This is a genomic window from Tepidimonas sediminis (genome assembly GCF_007556605.1).
GTDB classification, from domain to species: domain Bacteria; phylum Pseudomonadota; class Gammaproteobacteria; order Burkholderiales; family Burkholderiaceae_C; genus Tepidimonas; species Tepidimonas sediminis.
In genome coordinates this window covers 1-18,193 of the sequence record NZ_VJND01000006.1, presented here as the reverse complement: position 1 = coordinate 18,193, position 18,193 = coordinate 1, and the positions used below count along the sequence as shown (strand labels likewise).

19 protein-coding genes and 1 pseudogene are annotated in these 18,193 nt (G+C 71.5%); 9 read left to right on the top strand and 11 right to left on the bottom strand.

Annotation, left to right across the window (positions count from 1 at the left end):
* Positions 1-65: 65 nt before the first annotated feature.
* Both Tsedi_RS06025 and Tsedi_RS06020 read right to left on the bottom strand, forming a co-directional pair.
* Positions 66-1,331 (bottom strand): OmpP1/FadL family transporter, encoded by a 1,266-nt coding sequence (locus tag Tsedi_RS06025; RefSeq protein WP_221934205.1) that lies wholly within the window; start codon positions 1,329-1,331, stop codon positions 66-68.
* Positions 1,332-1,365: 34 nt separating this feature from the next.
* The gene (locus Tsedi_RS06020; protein ID WP_143894663.1) at positions 1,366-1,953 is read right to left on the bottom strand and encodes a DUF302 domain-containing protein; all 588 of its coding nucleotides are present in this window, start codon (positions 1,951-1,953) and stop codon (positions 1,366-1,368) included.
* A 229-nt stretch (positions 1,954-2,182) separates the two neighbouring features.
* Here Tsedi_RS06020 and Tsedi_RS06015 point away from each other — a divergent pair, with 229 nt between their 5' ends.
* Positions 2,183-2,506 carry a metal-sensitive transcriptional regulator gene (locus Tsedi_RS06015; protein WP_143894661.1) on the top strand — a complete coding sequence of 108 codons (324 nt, stop codon included), beginning with the start codon at positions 2,183-2,185 and terminating at the stop codon, positions 2,504-2,506.
* Between the two features lie 2 nt (positions 2,507-2,508).
* A pseudogene (locus tag Tsedi_RS12360) lies at positions 2,509-3,831 on the top strand (multifunctional CCA addition/repair protein); the annotation flags it as partial.
* On the opposite strand, the gene Tsedi_RS06005 reads toward Tsedi_RS12360, so the two are convergent.
* From Tsedi_RS06005 to Tsedi_RS05985, 5 genes are all read right to left on the bottom strand, one after another.
* The gene (locus tag Tsedi_RS06005; protein WP_425472738.1) at positions 3,813-6,287 is read right to left on the bottom strand and encodes an EAL domain-containing protein; all 2,475 of its coding nucleotides are present in this window, start codon (positions 6,285-6,287) and stop codon (positions 3,813-3,815) included. The pseudogene Tsedi_RS12360 and the gene Tsedi_RS06005 overlap by 19 nt on opposite strands.
* Before the next feature lie 83 nt (positions 6,288-6,370).
* Positions 6,371-7,288, bottom strand: a complete 918-nt coding sequence (locus Tsedi_RS06000) for a phosphate/phosphite/phosphonate ABC transporter substrate-binding protein (RefSeq protein WP_143894654.1) — start codon at positions 7,286-7,288, stop codon at positions 6,371-6,373.
* Positions 7,289-7,372: 84 nt separating this feature from the next.
* On the bottom strand, positions 7,373-7,822 hold the full coding sequence (gene trxC, locus Tsedi_RS05995) for a thioredoxin TrxC (RefSeq protein ID WP_143894651.1): 450 nt from the start codon (positions 7,820-7,822) through the stop codon (positions 7,373-7,375).
* Positions 7,823-8,000: 178 nt separating this feature from the next.
* Positions 8,001-8,195, bottom strand: coding sequence for a DUF2905 family protein (locus tag Tsedi_RS05990; protein ID WP_143894649.1), 195 nt, complete (start codon positions 8,193-8,195; stop codon positions 8,001-8,003).
* 18 nt (positions 8,196-8,213) lie between these two features.
* On the bottom strand, positions 8,214-9,347 hold the full coding sequence (locus Tsedi_RS05985; RefSeq protein ID WP_143894891.1) for a class I SAM-dependent methyltransferase: 1,134 nt from the start codon (positions 9,345-9,347) through the stop codon (positions 8,214-8,216).
* Here Tsedi_RS05985 and Tsedi_RS05980 point away from each other — a divergent pair.
* The 5 genes from Tsedi_RS05980 (at position 9,346) to Tsedi_RS05960 (ending at position 12,683) form a co-directional block, all read left to right on the top strand.
* Positions 9,346-10,185, top strand: coding sequence for an SDR family oxidoreductase (locus Tsedi_RS05980; RefSeq protein WP_246099191.1), 840 nt, complete (start codon positions 9,346-9,348; stop codon positions 10,183-10,185). The two genes, Tsedi_RS05985 and Tsedi_RS05980, sit on opposite strands and share 2 nt — an antisense overlap.
* Entirely contained in the window at positions 10,182-10,598 is a 417-nt protein-coding gene (locus Tsedi_RS05975; protein WP_143894647.1) for a dihydroneopterin aldolase, read from the top strand. Before Tsedi_RS05980 ends, Tsedi_RS05975 begins: the two co-directional genes overlap by 4 nt.
* Complete coding sequence (locus Tsedi_RS05970) at positions 10,595-10,984, top strand: dihydroneopterin aldolase (protein WP_143894645.1); 390 nt, start codon at positions 10,595-10,597, stop codon at positions 10,982-10,984. Before Tsedi_RS05975 ends, Tsedi_RS05970 begins: the two co-directional genes overlap by 4 nt.
* Positions 10,985-11,088: 104 nt before the next feature.
* Positions 11,089-12,024: a tRNA 2-thiocytidine(32) synthetase TtcA gene (gene ttcA / locus Tsedi_RS05965; RefSeq protein ID WP_143894643.1), complete on the top strand. Its 936-nt coding sequence runs from the start codon at positions 11,089-11,091 to the stop codon at positions 12,022-12,024.
* A gap of 20 nt (positions 12,025-12,044) precedes the next feature.
* Entirely contained in the window at positions 12,045-12,683 is a 639-nt protein-coding gene (locus Tsedi_RS05960; RefSeq protein ID WP_143894641.1) for a DUF4136 domain-containing protein, read from the top strand.
* Between the two features lie 25 nt (positions 12,684-12,708).
* On the opposite strand, the gene Tsedi_RS05955 is transcribed toward Tsedi_RS05960, so the two are convergent.
* Positions 12,709-13,695 (bottom strand): chemotaxis protein, encoded by a 987-nt coding sequence (locus Tsedi_RS05955; RefSeq protein ID WP_143894639.1) that lies wholly within the window; start codon positions 13,693-13,695, stop codon positions 12,709-12,711.
* A 92-nt stretch (positions 13,696-13,787) separates the two neighbouring features.
* On the opposite strand from Tsedi_RS05955, the gene Tsedi_RS05950 reads away from it, so the two are divergent.
* A complete protein-coding gene (locus Tsedi_RS05950; RefSeq protein WP_143894637.1) occupies positions 13,788-14,447 on the top strand; it encodes a histidine phosphatase family protein in 660 nt (219 codons plus the stop codon).
* A gap of 30 nt (positions 14,448-14,477) precedes the next feature.
* Here Tsedi_RS05950 and ruvB read toward each other — a convergent pair whose 3' ends face one another.
* Genes ruvB through ruvA form a run of 3 tightly spaced genes read right to left on the bottom strand, consistent with a single transcriptional unit; the run spans position 14,478 to position 17,086 of the window.
* Positions 14,478-15,548 (bottom strand): Holliday junction branch migration DNA helicase RuvB, encoded by a 1,071-nt coding sequence (gene ruvB / locus Tsedi_RS05945; RefSeq protein ID WP_143894635.1) that lies wholly within the window; start codon positions 15,546-15,548, stop codon positions 14,478-14,480.
* Positions 15,545-16,483 carry an HTH domain-containing protein gene (locus Tsedi_RS05940; RefSeq protein WP_143894632.1) on the bottom strand — a complete coding sequence of 313 codons (939 nt, stop codon included), beginning with the start codon at positions 16,481-16,483 and terminating at the stop codon, positions 15,545-15,547. Before Tsedi_RS05940 ends, ruvB begins: the two co-directional genes overlap by 4 nt.
* A 24-nt stretch (positions 16,484-16,507) precedes the next feature.
* Complete coding sequence (ruvA, locus tag Tsedi_RS05935) at positions 16,508-17,086, bottom strand: Holliday junction branch migration protein RuvA (protein WP_143894630.1); 579 nt, start codon at positions 17,084-17,086, stop codon at positions 16,508-16,510.
* 100 nt (positions 17,087-17,186) lie between these two features.
* On the opposite strand from ruvA, the gene Tsedi_RS05930 reads away from it, so the two are divergent.
* A partial coding sequence (locus Tsedi_RS05930; RefSeq protein WP_143894628.1) for a PhoH family protein occupies positions 17,187-18,193 on the top strand: 1,007 nt, incomplete at its 3' end.

The window sequence follows — 18,193 nt, the reverse complement described above, 5'->3', positions numbered from 1 at the left end:
AGCGCAGCGGGCGTCCCCCCACCCGCCGGCTGTTCGACCGGATGCCCCCGGCACCCGGTACGGACTCAGAACTTGCGGCTGTACTGCACCCCGAAGCCGTTCTGGTGCATGCCGATGCGCGTGCCCGTGGGGTTCACGTTCATGCTGGAAAAGTCCACGCTCGGCCCCACCACCGTCTCGCGCCGGCCGTGCCACAGCGCGAACGTCCACTCGGTATCCTTGTCCGGCGCGTACGTGGCGCCGAAGGTGAGGTGCTCGCGAATCACGCCGGGGGCCAGCACGTTGAACATCGCGTCCTGCGGCCGGATCGGGTTGTCGCCCTTGTTGTAGCCGGCGCGCAGCGTCCACTGCGGGCTGGCCTGCCACTGCACGCCGACCTTGACGACGCCGATGTCGCGCCAGCCGAAGCCCGGCCCCGCCGCCGCGCCGAGCGGCTGGCCCGCCATCAGCTGGCTCAAGCTGCCGTTGGCGATCGCCGGCACGCCGCCGTACTTGATGCGCGTGGCGTCCAGCGCCACCGTCAGCGCCGGGGTCAGCTGCACCGCCACGCCGACGCCGTAGTTCTCGGGGATGTCGAAGTCGCCGCCGCCCGCGAACAGCCCCTTGTACTTGTCGAAGCGGCTCATGTCGGTCTTGGGCGAGTAGGCCGCGCCGACCGAGACGCGATCCCCCAGCTTGCCGAAGTAGCCCAGGCGCACCCCGATGCCGGTGCTGGTGTCCTTGCCGCGGTTGGTGACGTCGCCCGGGGACTGCGACATCATCGAAAAGCCCTGCAGACCATAGGCCTCGAAACGCTGCAGCACCAGCAGCGGCGAAATCCCCAGCGCGTGTCCGTCGGCCACCCGGTAGGCCAGCGTCGGCGCCACGATCAGCTGCATCAGGTCCACGCCCAGCTTACCCTGCCCGCCCATCAGGTTGACGCCATTGGGAAACGGCGCGTACGAGGTGTTCATGCCGCCGTTGCCGTACACCGTCACGCCCAGCGCCAGCTTCTCGGACAGCTTCACGTTGTAGCCGAACTCCGGGATCAGGAAGGCGGTGCGGCCGCTTTCCACCACCGGCGTGGCCCCGACGAACTGCGCGTCGCGATAGGGGCGGAAGATCTCGGCGCCGACGTCCCAGCGGTTGCCGGCGAAGGCCGCGGCGGCCGGGTTGTTGACGCCGGCAAACGCATCGTGCGCCAGCGCGATGGAGGCGCCGCCCATGCCCTTGGCCTTCAGGCCGAAGCCGTGCGGAAAGTAGCCGTTGGTGGCCTGCGCCCAGGGGGCGGCCGCGAGCAGCGCGGCGGCGGCCGCGGCGTGGCGCATCCGGATGCGGGGGGTCGTCGTCATGCGGTTCTCCTCTCGTCGTCGAGGGGTGGGCGGCTCAGAATTCGCCCTTGGAGGCACGCTCCATCATGTCCCAGACGGCCTCGCGCACGCTCCACGCCTCCTCCTTCAGCGGCGAGGGCAGCTTGCGGCCCATCTTGACCATCATGTCCATGTTGAGCGTGTACAGCCACAGCCCGTCTGGCCGCTCCACCAGCGCGATGCGGCACGGCATGTAGGCGGCCATGTGCGGGCTGAAGTCGGCCATGCGGCGCGCGATGCTGGGGCTGCAGAACTGGTAGATCGTCAGCACCGGCTCCTTCTTGCCGGAGCGCGCCTCCAGCTCCTTGGACAGCGGCAGCGTGCCGACGTCGCGCATGTTGCGCTCCACCATCACGTTGCGCATGATCTCCTCGACGTCGGCGACCTTCAGGCCCGGCTTGACCTTGCGCTCCCACGTGGTGGCCACCGCGATGTCGCCGCCGCCCTCGATCCAGCGGTCCCACATCTTCATCGCCTCGGCGCCGGCGCCGTCCTCCAGCTTGCCGATCGTGGCCAGCGTGCCACACCCCGACAGCGCCACCGCCGCCACCAGCGCCCCCGTCCCCAGCGCCAGCCGGCGCCACCATCCCTGCCTCGTGCTCATGAACCGTCCTCCTGACCCGCTGGTCTTGCGAAAAATCAAACGTGGCCGCAGCATAGCCGCCCGCCCCCGCAGGCGGCATCCGGTTTTACCCTAGGGGGTAGGGTTCAAAAGGCGCGCGATGATGACGAACCGCCGCCGCGCGGCCCGCGCCCCGGGCGCAGCGGGCGCTTTTTTGGCACACTGCGCGCTGGGCGCATCCGCATCCCCATCCCTGTCGAGGTTCATTCCCATGAGCGACGCTTCCACCCCTGGCGCCTGCGCCACCCCACCGGCCGGTCATCCGTCCGGCTCGCGCTACCGCAGCGAACACCAGCGCGACGTGGTCAACCGCTTGAAGCGCATCGAAGGCCAGGTGCGCGCCCTCATCGAGATGGTGGAGGCCGGCCGCCCGTGCGAGGACGTCGCCCAGCAGATGTCGGCGGCGCGCAAGGCGATGGACAAGGCGTTCTTCCGCATGATGGCCTGCTCGGTGATGGAGTCGGTGGCGGTGGCCGACGATCAGACCCTGCGCGAGGTCGAGCGCTCCACGCGCATCCTCGAGAAGTACGCCTGACGGTGGAGGTCTATCTCGTCGGCGGTGCCGTGCGCGACGGGCTGCTGGGCCACTTTCACGTGGGGCACCGGCGGCCGGACGGCAGCGCGCACGCCGACCGCGACTGGGTGGTGGTGGGCGCCACGCCCGAGGCGATGGTGGCGCGCGGCTTCGTGCCGGTGGGACGCGACTTTCCGGTCTTCCTGCACCCCCAAACGCGCGAGGAGTACGCGCTGGCGCGCACCGAGCGCAAGACCGCGCGCGGCTACCACGGCTTTGCCTTCCACGCCGCGCCGGACGTGACGCTGGAGCAGGATCTGGCGCGGCGCGACCTGACGATCAACGCGATGGCGTTGCCGGCGGCGGCGTTGCGCCCCGACGGCACCTTCGACCCCGACGACCCGCGCCTGGTGGATCCGTACGGCGGACGGCGTGACCTGGCGGCCAAGGTGCTGCGCCACGTCACGCCGGCGTTCGCCGAGGACCCGGTGCGCATCCTGCGCATGGCGCGCTTCGCCGCCCGCTGGCCGGACTTCACCGTCGCGCCCGAGACGCTGGCGCTGATGCGCGCGATGGTGGCGCACGGCGAAGTGGATCACCTGGTGCCGGAGCGGGTGTGGCAGGAGCTCGCGCGCGGGCTGATGGAGCCGCGCCCGTCGCGCATGTTGCAGGTGCTGCGCGACTGCGGCGCGCTGCGTGTGCTGCTGCCGGAGGTGGACCGGCTGTGGGGCGTGCCGCAGCGCGCCGACTACCACCCGGAGGTGGACACCGGCGTGCACCTGGAGCTGGTGCTGGACATGGCCGCGCGGCTGCAGGCGCCGCTGGCGGTGCGCTGGGCCTGCCTGGGTCACGACCTCGGCAAGGGCACCACCCCGCCGGAGGTGCTGCCGCGCCACCTGGGCCACGAAGAGCGCAGCGTGCGCCTGCTGCGGCAGGTGGGCGCGCGCTGGCGCGTGCCGCGCGAGTGTCAGGAGCTGGCCGAGGTGGTGGCGCGCGAGCACGGCCACATCCATCGCTGCGCCCAGCTGGGCGCCGCCGCCACGCTGAGGCTGCTGCAGCGCTGCGATGCGCTGCGCCGTCCGCAGCGCTTCGAGCAGGTGCTGCTGGCGTGCGAGTGCGACGCGCGCGGCCGCCTGCACCACGAGGCGCGCCCCTACCCGCAGGCGGCGCGGCTGCGCGCGGCGCTGCAGGCGGCGCTGGCGGTCGACACCGCCGCCGTGGCCGCCGCGGTGCAGGCGCAGCACCCCTCCGCGCGCGACCTCGGCCCGCGCATCGGCGCCGCCATCGAGCACGCCCGCGTGCAGGCGGTGGCGCAGGCGCTGGCGGCTCAGGACGGCGCAGCCCCGGCAGAGACAGCCGCCGGTGCCTCCCATGGAGGCGGCGCGGCGCGCCAGCGCTCCACCCAGCCGGGCCAGTCGGCCATCGGCATCGGCCGTGCCACGCCGTAGCCCTGCGCCTCGTCGCAGCCCATCTGGCGCAGCGCCCGCGCCAGGCCGTCGTGCTCCACGCCCTCGGCCACCACCGTGCGGCCGAAGGTATGCGCCAGCCCGATGATGGCCTGCACCACCTGGCGGTCGTCGGCGTCGTCGAGCATGCGCATCACGAACGAGCGGTCGATCTTGACCTTGTCCACCGGCAGACGGCGCAGGTAGCCCAGCGAGGCGTAGCCCATGCCGAAATCGTCGATCGCCACCGAAATGCCCAGCGCGCGCAGCTGCTCGATCGTGCGCGCCGCCTGGTCCAGGTTGTCCAGCGCGGCCGACTCCACCAGTTCGATCTCGAGCAGCCCGGCCGGCACGTCGGGCGCCGCCGCCAGCAGCAGTTGCAGCCGCGCGACGAAGTCGGCGCGCAGGAAGTGGCGCGCCGCGATGTTGACCGCCACCGGCACGGCGCAGCCCTGCTGCCGCCAGGCGTGCTGCTGACGCAGCACCGTGCGCACCGCCCACTCGCCCAGCAGCTCGATCAGCGCGTCCTGCTCGATCAGCGGGATGAAGCGGTCCGGCGTCCACAGCGTGCCGTCGCCCTGCGGCCAGCGCACCAGCGCCTCGGCGCCCACGAGGCGACCGTCGGCCAGACGCACGCGCGGCTGGTAGTGCAGCACCAGCTCGTCGGCCTCCAGCGCCACGCGCAGCCGCTCGCGCAGGCGCTGCTCGGCCTGGGTGCGCTGGCTGAACTCGAGGTCGAACATCACGTAGCGGTTGCCGCCCTGCTGCTTGGCCTGGTAGAGCGCCTGGTCGGCGTGGCGCAGCAGCGTGTCGGCGTCGCTGTCGTTGACCGGGTACAGCGTCACGCCGATGCTGGCGTGCACCAACGCCTCGCCCTGCGGCAGCGTCATCGGCCGGGCGACGGTCTCGCACACGCGCGTCAACGCCCGCTCCAGCTCCGCCGCGCCGCCCAGGCCGCCCAGCAGCAACACGAACTCGTCGCCGCCCAGCCGCGCCACCGTGTCCTCGGCACGGATGCAGCCGCGCAGCCGCTCGGCCACGCGCACCAGCAAGCCGTCGCCGGCTTCGTGTCCCAGCACGTCGTTGACGCGCTTGAAATCGTCCAGGTCCAGCATGCACACCGCCAGCAGCTCCTGCGAGCGGCGCGCGCGCGCCATCGCGCGCTGCAGCCGGTCGCCCAGCAGCAGCCGGTTGGGCAGCCGCGTCAGCGGATCGTGCAGCGCCTGCCAGCGCAGCCGCTCCTGCGCCAGCAGCTCGTCGGTGACGTCGCGCACCAGCCACAGCGTGCCCTGCGGCCGGCCGTCGTCGTCCACCAGCGGCACGCGGTCGCGCGCCAACAGCCGCCCGTCCGCCCCGGCCACCGGCGGCTCGCCGCCCATGGCGGTCTGCACCGACGGCGGCTCGGAGCCCGACGCCGCCGGCGCGGCGGCGGCGCGTTCGTCGTCGCGCCAGGCCGACGCCGGCAGCGCGCTGGCCTGCAGCAGGCGCGCCAGCGGCACCCCCTGCCAGGCCGCCGGGCCGCCGGACAGCCCCAGCAGGCGCAGCAGCGTGGCGTTGCACAGCTGCACGCGGCCGTCGGCGTCCAGTGCCAGCACCCCCTGGCGCATCGACCCCAGCACCGCCCGCAGGTAAGCGCGCTCGCGCGCCAGCGTCGCGCCGGTGCGGCGCAGCTCGGCCTCGTCGGCCTGCAGCCGCTGCAGCGTGCGGTTGACGCCTTCCATCAGCTCGCCCAGCTCGTCCTGGCGCGTCACCGCGATGCGCTCGTCGAGGTGGCCCTGGCGCACCCGGCGTAGCAGCGCCTGCAGGCGGCCGAGATCGCGCCCGAGGTTGCGCGCGATGCCGGCCGCCAGCAGCAGCCCGGCGGCCACGGTCAGCAGGCCGTACCACCAGCCCTGCCGCAGCACCGTCCACGGATCCAGCGCGTGACGCTGCAGGTCGTGGCCGATGCGCACCCAGCCGGCCAGCGAGCTGCCGTGCCACACCGGCGCCCACACGTCGAGCAGCTCGTCGGCTTCCTGCGCCACGAACGGCCGCAGCGCATCGCGGCGCTGCAGCTGGGAGCGGCTGAAGTCGTCCACCACGTACTGCCCGGCCAGCACCGGCGCGGTGTGGGCCAGCACCCGCCCCTGCGTGTCCAGCACCATCGCGTAGCGCAGATGGCCGGCGCTGCGCAGCACGTCGACCTGCTCCGTCAGCTGCCCGAGGTCGCGCGCCAGCACGCCGTGGCGCACCGCGGCGGCCAGCTGGCGCGCCTCCTGCAGCACGGCCTGGCGCTCCAGCTCCGCACGCGAGGCCAGCCCGCGGCGGCCGACGTCGGCCAGCGTGACGGCCAGCACCAGCACATGCAGCAGCGCCATCGACAGCGCCAGGCGGCGCAGGAACGACACCTGCCACAGCCAGCGCCACAGGCGCCGCAGCCCCGTCGGCGGCGCCAGCCCCTTCACGGCAGGCTCCCGAACGCGCGCTCGTAGTCGCGCAGGAAGCGACGCACCGGTTCGTAGCGCTCGTCGTCGGCACGCTCGAACCCTGCCAGCCCGGCCTGCTGCAGTCGCCGGCGCCCCTCCGGATCCTCGGCGAGATCCACCAGCGCCTGCACCACCGCGGCCACGGTGCGCGGATCCAGATCGTCACGCGCCACCAGGCCGTTGTTGACCAGCGCCGGCGTGCGCCGGTAGACCTCCAGCGTGGCGGCCACCGCCGGCTCGCGCTGCTGGAACAGGCGCCACGGCGGCGGCCACGTGAAGGCCAGATCGACCAGCCCCTGCGCGACGTTGAGGATGCTGGACTCCTGCGAGCCCACCACCTCGATCTTGAGGCGGTGCGTGCGGTCCAGCCCCTCCTGGTGCAGCTGCCAGCGCGGCAGCATGCAGGCCGCCAGCGCCGTCAGCGCCGGGCAGCTGACGCGGATCGGCTCGCCCGGCGCCGGCGGCTGCCAGCCGCGCCGCCTCAGCACCACGCCGTGGAACTCCTCATCCCCGCTGACTTTGCCGACCACGTGGTAGCCCCAGGCCAGCGCCTGCACGGTCTGGTAGGGGTTGGGCAACGCCAGCTCGGGCTCGCGGCCGCGCAGCTTGCTCTCGAAGTGGGCATAGTCGCTGGAAGCCTCCAGCCGCAGCTCGACGTCGGCCAGGCGGGCGTTGGCCCAGTCGACCAGGGGACCGTAGCGCTCGTGCAGCAGCGCCGGGTTGTGCAGCGGGTGCACCGCCAGCACCCACTGCGCCTTGCCCGCCATCGCGGGCCGCGGGCCGTAGTCGGGCAGCCGCGCGGCCGGCGGCCGCTCGCAGCCGGCCAGCACGACCGGCAGGAGCAGCCCGAGGACCACGCGTCCGATGCCACGCCAACCGACGCCGTGCGCCATGCCCTGCCCCTGCCGTCATCCTGGATGGACGGCAGTGTACGGGGGGCGGGACGCCGTGCCAACCCCCGCGGGAGCAGGGTCCCCTCAGCGCCGCGCCGCCAGCGCCGCCTGCACCCAGCGCACGATGTCGGCCTGGCCCATCGCGCCGGGCTGGCGCGCGACCTCGCGGCCGCCGACGAACAGCGCCAGCGTCGGGATGCTGCGGATGCCGAAGCGCGCCGCCAGGCCCTGCTCGTCCTCGGTGTTGACCTTGGCCAGGCGCACGTGCGGCTCCAGCTGGCGCGCGGCGGCCTCGAAGTGCGGCGCCATCATGCGGCACGGCCCGCACCAGGGCGCCCAGAAGTCCACCAGCACCGGCAGGTCGCTGCGCGTCACATGGCGTTCGAAGGCCGCCTCGTCCAGCGCCACCGGGTGGCCGGTGAACAGCGGCTGGTGGCAGCGGCCGCAGTCCGGCGCGCGGTCGAGCTGGTCGGCACGCACGCGGTTGGTGGTGTGGCAGTGGGGGCAGACGACGTGCAGGGTCTCGGCGCTCATGGCAAGGTGCTCCAAGGCGGTGGATCGGGTTCGACGGGAGGACGCGCCGCCCGGCACGCCGCCGGCGCATCGCTTCGACCCTGATGTGGGGTCGGTCCGACGGTCTTCAAGCCATACCCGCAACCGTATCGCGGCAGGCAGTCGACCCCGGCTCGGCCCGGGCACATCCCCGCAGGGGCTAGACCCAACGCGCGATCGCCGCGGCCAGCAGGCTCAGCAGCAGGGTGCTGGCCAGCGGCAGGTACCACTCGCGCCCGAACAGCCGGAATGCGAAGTCCCCCGGCAGTTTGCCCAGCCCCAGGCGCCTCAGCCACGGCCACAGGCCGTTGATCAGCACCAGGGCCAGCAGCGTCACCAGCAGCCAGCGCAGCATCGCCCCTCGCTCCCGCGCTCACAGCGTGTGCGTGCGGTCGCCGGCGGCAAAGCCGATCGGCACCCAACCGGCGGCGCTGGCCGGCGGCGCCAGCATCAGCACCTTGAACAGCTCGCCCATCTCGTGCTCGTGCACGAGCCTGGCCGCCATCGCGCGCTCGGCGATCGAGGCCTCCTGCAGCAGCGCCGCCAGGCCGGCGTTGAGCAGGAAGCGCCCCTGGCTGGTGTAGCCGAGCACCTCCAGCCCGGCCTCCTGCGCCGCCAGCGCGATGCCGGTGAAGTTGACGTGCGCGGTGATGTCCTTGGCGCCGACGTCGGTGAGCGGATCGTCGTCGGCGCGGTGCGCGCGGTGGCACCGCAGCGTGCCCTGCGCGCGCTGCGGGTGGTAGTACTCGTGCTCCGGAAAGCCGTAGTCGAGGAACAGCGCCACGCCGCGGCGCAGGTGCTGCGCCAGCGTGCGCACGAACGCCTCGGCGTGCGGATGGATCTCGGTGAGATAGTCGTGCGCGCCGTCGATCGCGCACGGCGGGCGCAGGTCGGTCGGGCGGTCCTGCCAGACGAGGCGCCCCGACGCCGCGTCCCATGCGACCCCGCGCTCGTGCCACAGGCCGCCCGCTCGCTGCAGCAGCGTGACCGGCATCGCGTCCAGCACCTCGTTGCCGAGCACCACGCCCTCGATCACCGCAGGCAGCCGCTCGTGCCAGCGCACGCGCGCGGCCCACGGCGCCAGCCGGCGCTGCTGGCGCGCGCGCAGCGCCCCCGAAACCTCCACGATGTGGTAGGCGACGTCCGCGCGCCCTTGCGCGTCCAGCGCCGCGAGCACCTGCGCGGCCAGCGCGCCGCTGCCGGCGCCGAACTCCCACACCGCGGCGGTGCCGCTGGCCTGCAGCGCCTGCGCCACCTGGCGCGCCAGCGTGGCACCGAACAGCGGACTCAGCTCCGGCGCCGTGACGAAGTCGCTGCCATCGAGCGGCCCGCGCCCGACGATGCCGCCGGCCCCGCCGGCGTAGTAGCCGCCCCGCGGGCTGTAGAGCGCCAGCGCCATGAAGCGGTCGAACGGCAGCCAGCCGCCCGCTTCGTCCAAGGCCGCCAGGACGGCGGACAGGGCAGGGGCGGCCGGGGTGAAGTGGGGGTCGTTTATAGTCGCCGGCATGATGTCCAGCACGGATTCTGCACGCTCGCCGCGACAGGCGGTTCCGTGGGCCCTGGTCACGGGCGGCGCCGCCCGCCTCGGACGGGAAGTGTGCCTGGCCTTCGCCGAGGCTGGCTGGGGGGTGGTCATCCATTACCGCTCCTCGCAGCAGGCCGCCGCGGCGCTGGCGCAGGAGCTGCAGGCCAAGGGTTCGCCGGTGGAGCAGGTACGCGCGGATCTGGCCGATCCGGCCGCGGTGGACGCGCTGCTGCCATCGCTGCCGACCGCGGTGCTCGCCCAGCTGCAATGCATCGTCCACAACGCCTCCGAATTCGTCGAGGACGACGGCTGGACCTACACGGCCGATGGCCTGCAGCGCCACCTGCAGACCAACCTGCTGGCGCCGCTGCGGCTGACGCAGGCGTTTGCCGCGCAGGCGCGACGGCGCGCAGCCGGCGCGCAGGCGCCTGCCGCCGACATCCCCTGCGTCGTGCACATCCTCGACCAGAAGGTGCACAACCTCAACCCGGACTACTTCACCTATACGCTCAGCAAGCTGGCGCTGGAGCGCGCCGTGGGCCTGCAGGCCCAGGCGTACGCGCCGTGGCTGCGCGTCTGCGGCGTCTCGCCGGGTCTGAGCTACGTCAGCGGCCCGCAAACGCTGGACAATTTCGAGCGCGCGCGCCGGGTCAACCTGCTGCGCCGCCCGCTCGAGCCGGCCGACATCGCGCGCACGGTCGTGCACGTGGCGCGCACGCCCGGGATCAACGGCTGCGTGATTCCGGTGGACAACGGCCAGCACCGGCTCGGGCTGGCGCGCGACGTGATGTTCGCCCTCGACCTCGGACTCGCCCCATGAACCCCTCGCTGCTGCTGGCGTTTGCGGCGCTGGAGCCGGAGCTCGCGCGCCACGCGCGCCTGCTGTCGCTGCGCGGCCTGACCCTGCCGGTGCGCATCGGCGTCCACGCCTTCGAACGCCAGGGGCCGCAGCGCCTGCGCATCGACGTCGACGCCTGTGTCGACCTGGCCGAGGCGCACGCGCGCGAGGACCGCCTCGACGCCACCTTCGACTACGACGTCATCCGCGACACCATCCGCACCATGGCCGCCGAACGCCACTTCGAGCTGCAGGAAACGCTGTGCGACGCCATCCTGGCCTGGCTGATGACGCAGCCCGGCGTGCTGGCCGCGCGCGTGCGCACCGAAAAGCCCGACGTCTATCCGGACTGCGACGCGGTGGGCGTCGAGCGCATCGCGCTGGGGCGGCCATGAACGGCGCACCGCCCACCCAGCACAAGATCGGCCGCCAGGTGCTGGCGCTGACCGGGCTGCGCTTCCACGCCAACCTGGGCATCCTCGAGCACGAGCGCGAGCGCTCGCAGCCGATCCAGGTCGACGCCGAGCTCAACCAGGGCTGGCAGCCGCTGCAGCCGCACGACGACGACATCCGGCACGTGCTGGACTACCGCAAGGTGCGGCAGATCATCATCGACGAGTGCACCGCCGAGCACGTCAACCTGCTGGAGACGCTGATCGGCAAGCTGGCCACGCGGCTGCTGCAGCTGCCCGGCGTCATCGGCGTGCGCGTGCGCATCGCCAAACTTGAGATTTTCGACGACTGCGAGGTCGCCATCCGCATGGAATGCGGCCAGTGGTAGGCGCGCGCGCACGGTTTGCGGGACAATCACCCCTTGGGCCGGCGCCTCGGCGCCCCCCAGGCGCGCGCCCCCGCGGCGGCCGCCGTCTCTGCCCGGACACACCGATGGACGTCGCGTTCGAAAACCGCAAGCTGGAAAAGCGCCTGTGCCGCCTGGTCGGCCAGGCCATCGACGACTACCACATGATCGAGGACGGCGACCGCGTGATGGTCTGCCTCTCCGGCGGCAAGGACAGCTATTCGCTGCTGGACATCCTGATGCGGCTGCAGCGGCGCGCGCCGGCGCGCTTCGAGCTGATCGCCGTCAACCTCGACCAGAAGCAGCCGGGCTTTCCCGCCGACGTGCTGCCCAACTACCTCAAGAGCCTGGGCATCCCGTTCCACATCGAGACGCAGGACACCTACTCCATCGTCAAGCGCGTCATCCCCGAGGGCAAGACGATGTGCAGCCTGTGCAGCCGGCTGCGCCGCGGCATCCTCTACCGCGTCGCGCGCGAGCTGGGCGCCACCAAGATCGCGCTCGGCCACCACCGCGACGACATCCTGCAGACGCTGCTGCTCAACATGTTCTTCGGCGCCAGGCTCAAGGGCATGCCGCCCAAGCTCGTCAGCGACAACGGCGAGCACGTCGTCATCCGCCCGCTGGCCTACGTGCCCGAGAAGGACCTGATCCGCTGGGCCGAGGTGCGCCAGTTCCCGATCATCCCCTGCAACCTGTGCGGCAGCCAGCAGCACCTGCAGCGCAAGCAGGTCGGCGACCTGCTGCGCGAGTGGGACCGGCGCTTCCCCGGCCGCGTGGCCAACATGCTCAAGGCGCTGCAGAACGTCGTGCCGAGCCACCTGATGGACCGCGGGCTGTACGACTTCGCCGGCGTGCGCGCCACCGGGCGCCCGCAGGCCGACGGCGACCTCGCCTTCGACGAGGAGGAGCTGCCCGCGCCGCCCGGCGCGGAGGCCGACGAGGACGGGGATGAGACCGCCGTGGCGCAGCCGCCGGCCGCAACGGGGCGGCGCGTGTTCGCGCTGACGCCGGCCGACTGACCCCCGAGGGGAGACGACCGATGGCCCCGACCCGACGAACGTGGCTGCCGATCGTGCTGGCCGCCGCGCTGCTGGCGGGTTGCGCCGGCACGCTGCGGCTGGAGCACACGGTGCGCAGCGAAGCGGCGTGGCCGGCCGCGGCGCGGCCGGCCGCCGGCGACCGCTACGTCTTCGAGCGCCTGCCGTCGCAGCGCGGCGGCGACGCCGCGCGTGAGCAGGACCAGCTGGAAGCGCTCGCCGCCGAGGTGCTGGCCAGCCACGGCCTGCAGCGCGCCGAGGCGGCGCCGGGGGCGGCGGCCAGCGCCGTGCCGTGGGGCGTGCAGCTGGTCGCGCGCTCGGTCAAGTACCCGTACGCGCCGTGGGACGCCCCCGAGCCGCGCCCCGGCTGGATGCCGTACGGCCAGATCGTCGTCGGCCGCGGCGTCGTCACGTCGCTGGGCCTGCAGTGGCAGGTGCGCCCGCCTTACTGGGTGCGCGAGGTGGCGCTGACGGTGCGCGACCGCCGCAGCGGCGAGGTGGTCTACGAGACGCGCGCCACGCAGGACGGCCCGTGGGCCGATGCGCCGGCGCTGTGGCGCGCGCTGCTGCAGGCGGCGCTGGACGGCTTTCCGCAGCCGCCGGCCGGGCCGCGGCGCGTCGTCATCGAGCAGCCGCGCTGAGCCCCTCCCGCCGCCGTCGCCCCGCTCAGGCCAGCGCCGCCTCGGCGCTGGCCAGCACCTTGCGCAGCGCGTCGGCCAGCTCCTTGGCGGCGAACTTGGCCACGTAGGCGTCGGCCCCGGCGCGCTGCACGTGGCGCTCGTTGGTGTCGCCGGTCAGCGACGAGTGAATCACCACCGGAATGACGCGCAGCGCCGGGTCCGCCTTGATGTTGCGCGTCAGCGTGAAGCCGTCCATCTCCGGCATCTCCAGGTCGCTGAGCACCACCGCCACGCGCTCCTGCACCGGCTGGCCCTTGGCGCGCGCGTCGGCGGCGATCTCCTGCAGCGTGGTCCAGGCCTCCTGGCCCGACTTGGTCATGATGAACGGCAGCCCCAGCGCCTTCAGCTCGGCCTCGATCATGCTGCGCGCGACGAACGAATCGTCCGCCGCCAGCACCACCGCACCGGGCTTGAGCCGCACCGCCGGCCCCACCTGATCCTGCTTGACCTCGACCTGCTCGTTGGGCATCACCTTCTGCAGGATCGACTCGACGTCCAGGATCTGCACCAGCTTCGTGCCACCCTGGCCGTCGTCGATGCGCGCGATGCTGGTCACCAGCCCGCGCGCCACCGAGGCGGTGTTGTCCGCCGCCAGGATCTGGTTCCAGTCCAGCCGCACGATGTCCTCCACCGACTCGGCCGCGAAGCCCTGCGTGGAGCGCGCGTACTCGGTCACCAGCATCAGGTTCAGACCGGTCTCGGGCGTGCAGCCCACCACCGCCGGCAGGTCGATCACCGGGATCACCTGCCCGCGCAGGTTGACCATGCCCAGCACGTGCTTGGGCGCGCCGGCCATCGCGGTGATCTGCGGCATCGCGACGATCTCGCGGATCTTGAAGACGTTGATGCCGAACAGCTCGGACTGCTGCGTACCGGGCGCCTTGCCGAGCCGGAACAGCAGCATCTCGAACTTGTTCGAGCCGGTCAGGTTGGTGCGTTCGTCGACTTCTTTCTGGAAAGCGCTGCTGCTCATGGGGATGGGCCTTCGATGGGCGGGATGCGGGCGATGCGCCCTGCGGCGCGCGTACCATTCTAGGGTCAACGCCCGCCCGCGCAAGCCCCCCCATGCAGCTGCTTACCCGCCTGTTTGCCATCCGCCACGGCGAGACGGCCTGGAACCGCGACGCCCGCATCCAGGGCCAGCTCGACATTCCGCTCAACGACACCGGCCGCTGGCAGGCGCAGCGGGTGGCGCTGGCGCTGCGGCACGAGCCGCTGGCGGCCGTCTACAGCAGCGACCTGAGCCGCGCGCGCGCCACCGCCGAGCCGCTGGCGCAGGCGCACGGACTGACGGTGCAGACGCACCCCGGCCTGCGCGAGCGCCACTTCGGTGCCTTCCAGGGCCGCACCTGGGCCGAGCTGGAGCAGGCGCACCCCGACGTGGTGCGTGCGTGGAAGGCGCGCGTGCCGGACTTCGCCCCGCCGGGGGGCGAGTCGCTGCTGGACGTGCACGCACGCGTGCACGCCACCTTCACCGAACTGGCCGCGCGCCACCCGGGGCAGGCGATCGCGGTGGTGGCGCACGGCGGCGTGCTCGACATCCTGTACCGCATCGCCAACCGCGTGGACCTGCAGGCGCCACGCGCCTGGGCGATGGGCAACGCGGCCATCCACCGGCTGCTGTGGACCGCCGACAGCGGCTTTGCGCTGCTGTCGTGGGGCGACACGCGCCACCTGGAGGAAGCCGACGAGGCCGGCCCGCGCGACGAGCAGGCCGCGGCCTGACCCCCCGGGGCGGCCGGGCAATGACGCCGGTCAGGCGCCTTCGTCGTCGAACAGCGTGGCGCCGCCCTGCGCCGGCGGCGCCACGCCCAGGTGGCGGTACGCCGCCAGCGTCGCGCAGCGGCCGCGCGGCGTGCGCTGCAGGTAGCCCTGCTGGATCAGGTAGGGCTCGATCACGTCCTCGATCGTGCCCGGCTCCTCGCCGATGCTGGCGGCGATGTTGTCCAGCCCCACCGGGCCGCCGTCGAACTTGTGGATCACCGCCTCCAGCAGCTTGCGGTCCATCAGGTCCAGCCCGAGCGGGTCCACGTCCAGCATCGCCAGTGCGCGCTCGGCAATGGCGCGCGTGATGCGGCCCTGGCCCTTGACCTCGGCGTAATCGCGCACGCGGCGCAGCAGCCGGTTGGCGATGCGCGGCGTGCCGCGCGAGCGCCGCGCGATCTCCAGCGCCCCCTCCGGCTCGATCGGCGCACCCAGCAGCCCGGCCGAGCGCGTCACGATGCGGGAGAGTTCCTCCGGCGTGTAGAACTCCAGCCGCGCCACGATGCCGAAGCGGTCGCGCAGCGGGTTGGTCAGCATCCCGGCGCGCGTGGTCGCCCCCACCAGCGTGAACGGCTGCAGGTCCAGCTTGATCGAGCGCGCCGCCGGCCCCTCGCCGATCATGATGTCGATCTGGTAGTCCTCCAGCGCCGGGTAGAGGATTTCCTCCACCACCGGTGACAGGCGGTGGATCTCGTCGATGAACAGCACGTCGTTGGGCTCGAGGTTGGTCAGCAGCGCCGCCAGGTCGCGCGGCTTTTCCAGCACCGGGCCGCTGGTCTGGCGCAGGTTGACGCCCAGCTCGTGCGCGATGATGTGCGACAGCGTCGTCTTGCCCAGCCCCGGCGGGCCGAACAGCAGCACGTGGTCCAGCGCCTCGCCGCGCTTCCTGGCCGCGCCGATGAAGATCTCCAGCTGCTCGCGCACCTTGGCCTGGCCGACGTACTCGTCCAGCCCCTTGGGCCGCAGCGCGCGCTCCAGCGCCTCCTCGCGGCTGGACTCGGGCGCCGCCGAAACCAGCCGCTGCCGCGGCGCGAACGCGAAGTCGTCGGTCTCGATGGTCATTTTTTCCCCTTCGGACCGAGTTTGCTTTTCAGTTGATCGACATCTTCCTCCACCTCATCATACTCATTTTTGTGTATCTTTTTACCATCAATATCAATCTTTACGTCGTTCAAAAACCTGGCGAAACCTTCATTAAGATGGCTTAATTTATTTATAAAATGCCAATCAAGAACCTCCCGCTCGCGGGCTTGAAAGACCACACCAGAATCATCAGGACTCTCTAAATCAAGTTTAATAACGCCGATACCAAAAGCATCCGACAATCTTCTCAGCTCAGAGCGAAACTCCTGATCATCACTGATTTCTGCGGCCACGAGATAGCCGTAGTTTGCCCACGAGGAGTTGCTTACAGCCTGAAAGAAAGCCTCTCTCAGATTAGAGAAGTTGAGACCAACCTTGAGCTCGAAAGAAAACAATCTAATAGGCAGCGATCCAGTGGCGCGAGCAAGCTCCAGCGCTCCATCACCCATCTCCGGAAATCGAACCCCCACCAGATCTGGGTGCATCCACTCGCTAAAACTTTTTTTCAAAGATTTTTCATGGTAGATGGTTTTTACATAAACCCTGTCCAAATAGAAAAATGCAAAATAGGCAAGAAAGGGATGCAGGTCACGCTCCTTGATACTTTTAGTGCCACCAAGAAAAACATCTTCTTTTTCCGAAATATCCTCAGCCTTTTCCAACTGGTACCCAGCACTCTTTAAACCAAACAAAACAGGGCTTTCTCCCAGCCTAACAAATCTCGTATCAGGATTATCTTTGGTATCAACATAAAGCCTTGCTGCCAAGGTCATCCAGGGAGTTTTCCCTTGGGTCTTCAGTTTTTCCGACAACCCGCTCTCAACCGCTTTCTTCCATATTTCCGACGGCGCAAGCGCAACTCCAGATGCTTTCAAAACCTCTTCGGCCAAATCGAGAAATGTATATTTCGCCATACGCCCCTCCGCCTCCAACTGACATTACCGTGCCAGCGCCTTCAGCGCCAGCTTGATCCCCTCGGCCACGCCGACGCCGGCGGGCAGCCCCTTGAGCGCCGCGGCGGCCTCGCGCTCGCTGTAGCCCAGCGCCAGCAGCGCCTGCTGGATGTCGGCCTGCGCGTCGTTCAGCGGCGCGCCAGACGGCGCGGGCCCAAGGTCGGGGGCGAGACGCCCGCGCAGCTCCAGCAGCAGCCGCTCGGCGGTCTTCTTGCCGATGCCGGGGATCTTGACGAGGCGGCCGGCCTCCTGCGCCGCCACGGCCTGCGCCAGCTCGGCCACGCTCAGGCCCGACAGCACCGCCAGCGCGATGCGCGGGCCGACGCCGCCGATCTTGATCAGCTCGCGAAACGCCGCGCGCTCCGCCGCGGTGGCAAAGCCGTAGAGCAGCTGCGCGTCCTCGCGCACCACCAGATGCGTCAGCAACGCCACCGGCTGGCCCAGCGCCGGCAGGCCGTAGAAGGTGCTCATCGGCACCTCCACCTCGTAGCCGACGCCGCCGCAGTCCACCAGGATCTGCGGCGGCTGCTTGTCGATCAGGGTGCCCGTCAATTTGCCTATCATTGCCCCACCTTGCGCCGCTGCGCGCCCGACCGCCGCCAGGGCGACCGGGCCCGTCAGGCCGGCGCCCTCGCCAGCCCACCTCGCCCGGGGATTATCCGCCTTGATCCTGCGCCACGCCTTCACCCCCACCGACGCCAGCCGGCTGGCGCACGTCTGCGGCCCGCTGGATGCGCACCTGCGCACCATCGAGGCGGCGCTGCAGGTGCGCATCACGCACCGCTTCGGGCACTTTCGCGTCGAAGGGCGCAAGGCCGCCGCCACGCAGGCGCTGGAGGTGCTGCAGGCGCTGTACGAGATCGCGCGCGACCCGGTGCCGGCCGAGACGGTGCAGCTGATGCTGGCCGGCGACGGCCCGCAGCCGCAGGCCGACCCGGCCGCGCCGGTGCTGCAGACGCGCCGCGGCGAGATCCGCGGCCGCACCGCCAACCAGGCGCGCTATCTGGCCGCCATCGCCGGGCACGACATCACGTTCGGCATCGGCCCCGCGGGCACCGGCAAGACGTATCTGGCGGTGGCGTGCGCGGTCGATGCGCTGCAGCGCAGCGCCGTGCAGCGGCTGGTGCTGACGCGCCCGGCGGTGGAGGCCGGCGAGCGGCTGGGCTTTCTGCCCGGCGATCTGGCGGCCAAGGTGGACCCCTACCTGCGCCCGCTGTTCGATGCGCTGTACGACCTGATGGGCTTCGAGGCGGTGCAGAAGGCGCTGGAGCGCCAGCAGATCGAGATCGCGCCGCTGGCCTTCATGCGCGGGCGCACGCTCAACCACGCCTTCGTGATCCTGGACGAGGCGCAGAACACCACGCCGGAGCAGATGAAGATGTTCCTGACGCGCATCGGCTTCGGCTCCAAGGCCGTGGTCACCGGCGACGTCAGCCAGATCGACCTGCCGCGCTCGCAACTGTCGGGCCTGATCGACGCCGAGCGCGTGCTGCGGCGCGTGCCGGGGATTGCATTCGCGCGGCTGACCAGCGCCGACGTGGTGCGCCACCCGCTGGTGGCGCGCATCTACAGCCCGGAGGACGGCCAGCGCATGGGGCTGCAGGGGATGATCGGCGAGATGATCATGCGCTGCGACCACGACCTGTCGGTGCACGCGCCGACCTCGCTGGA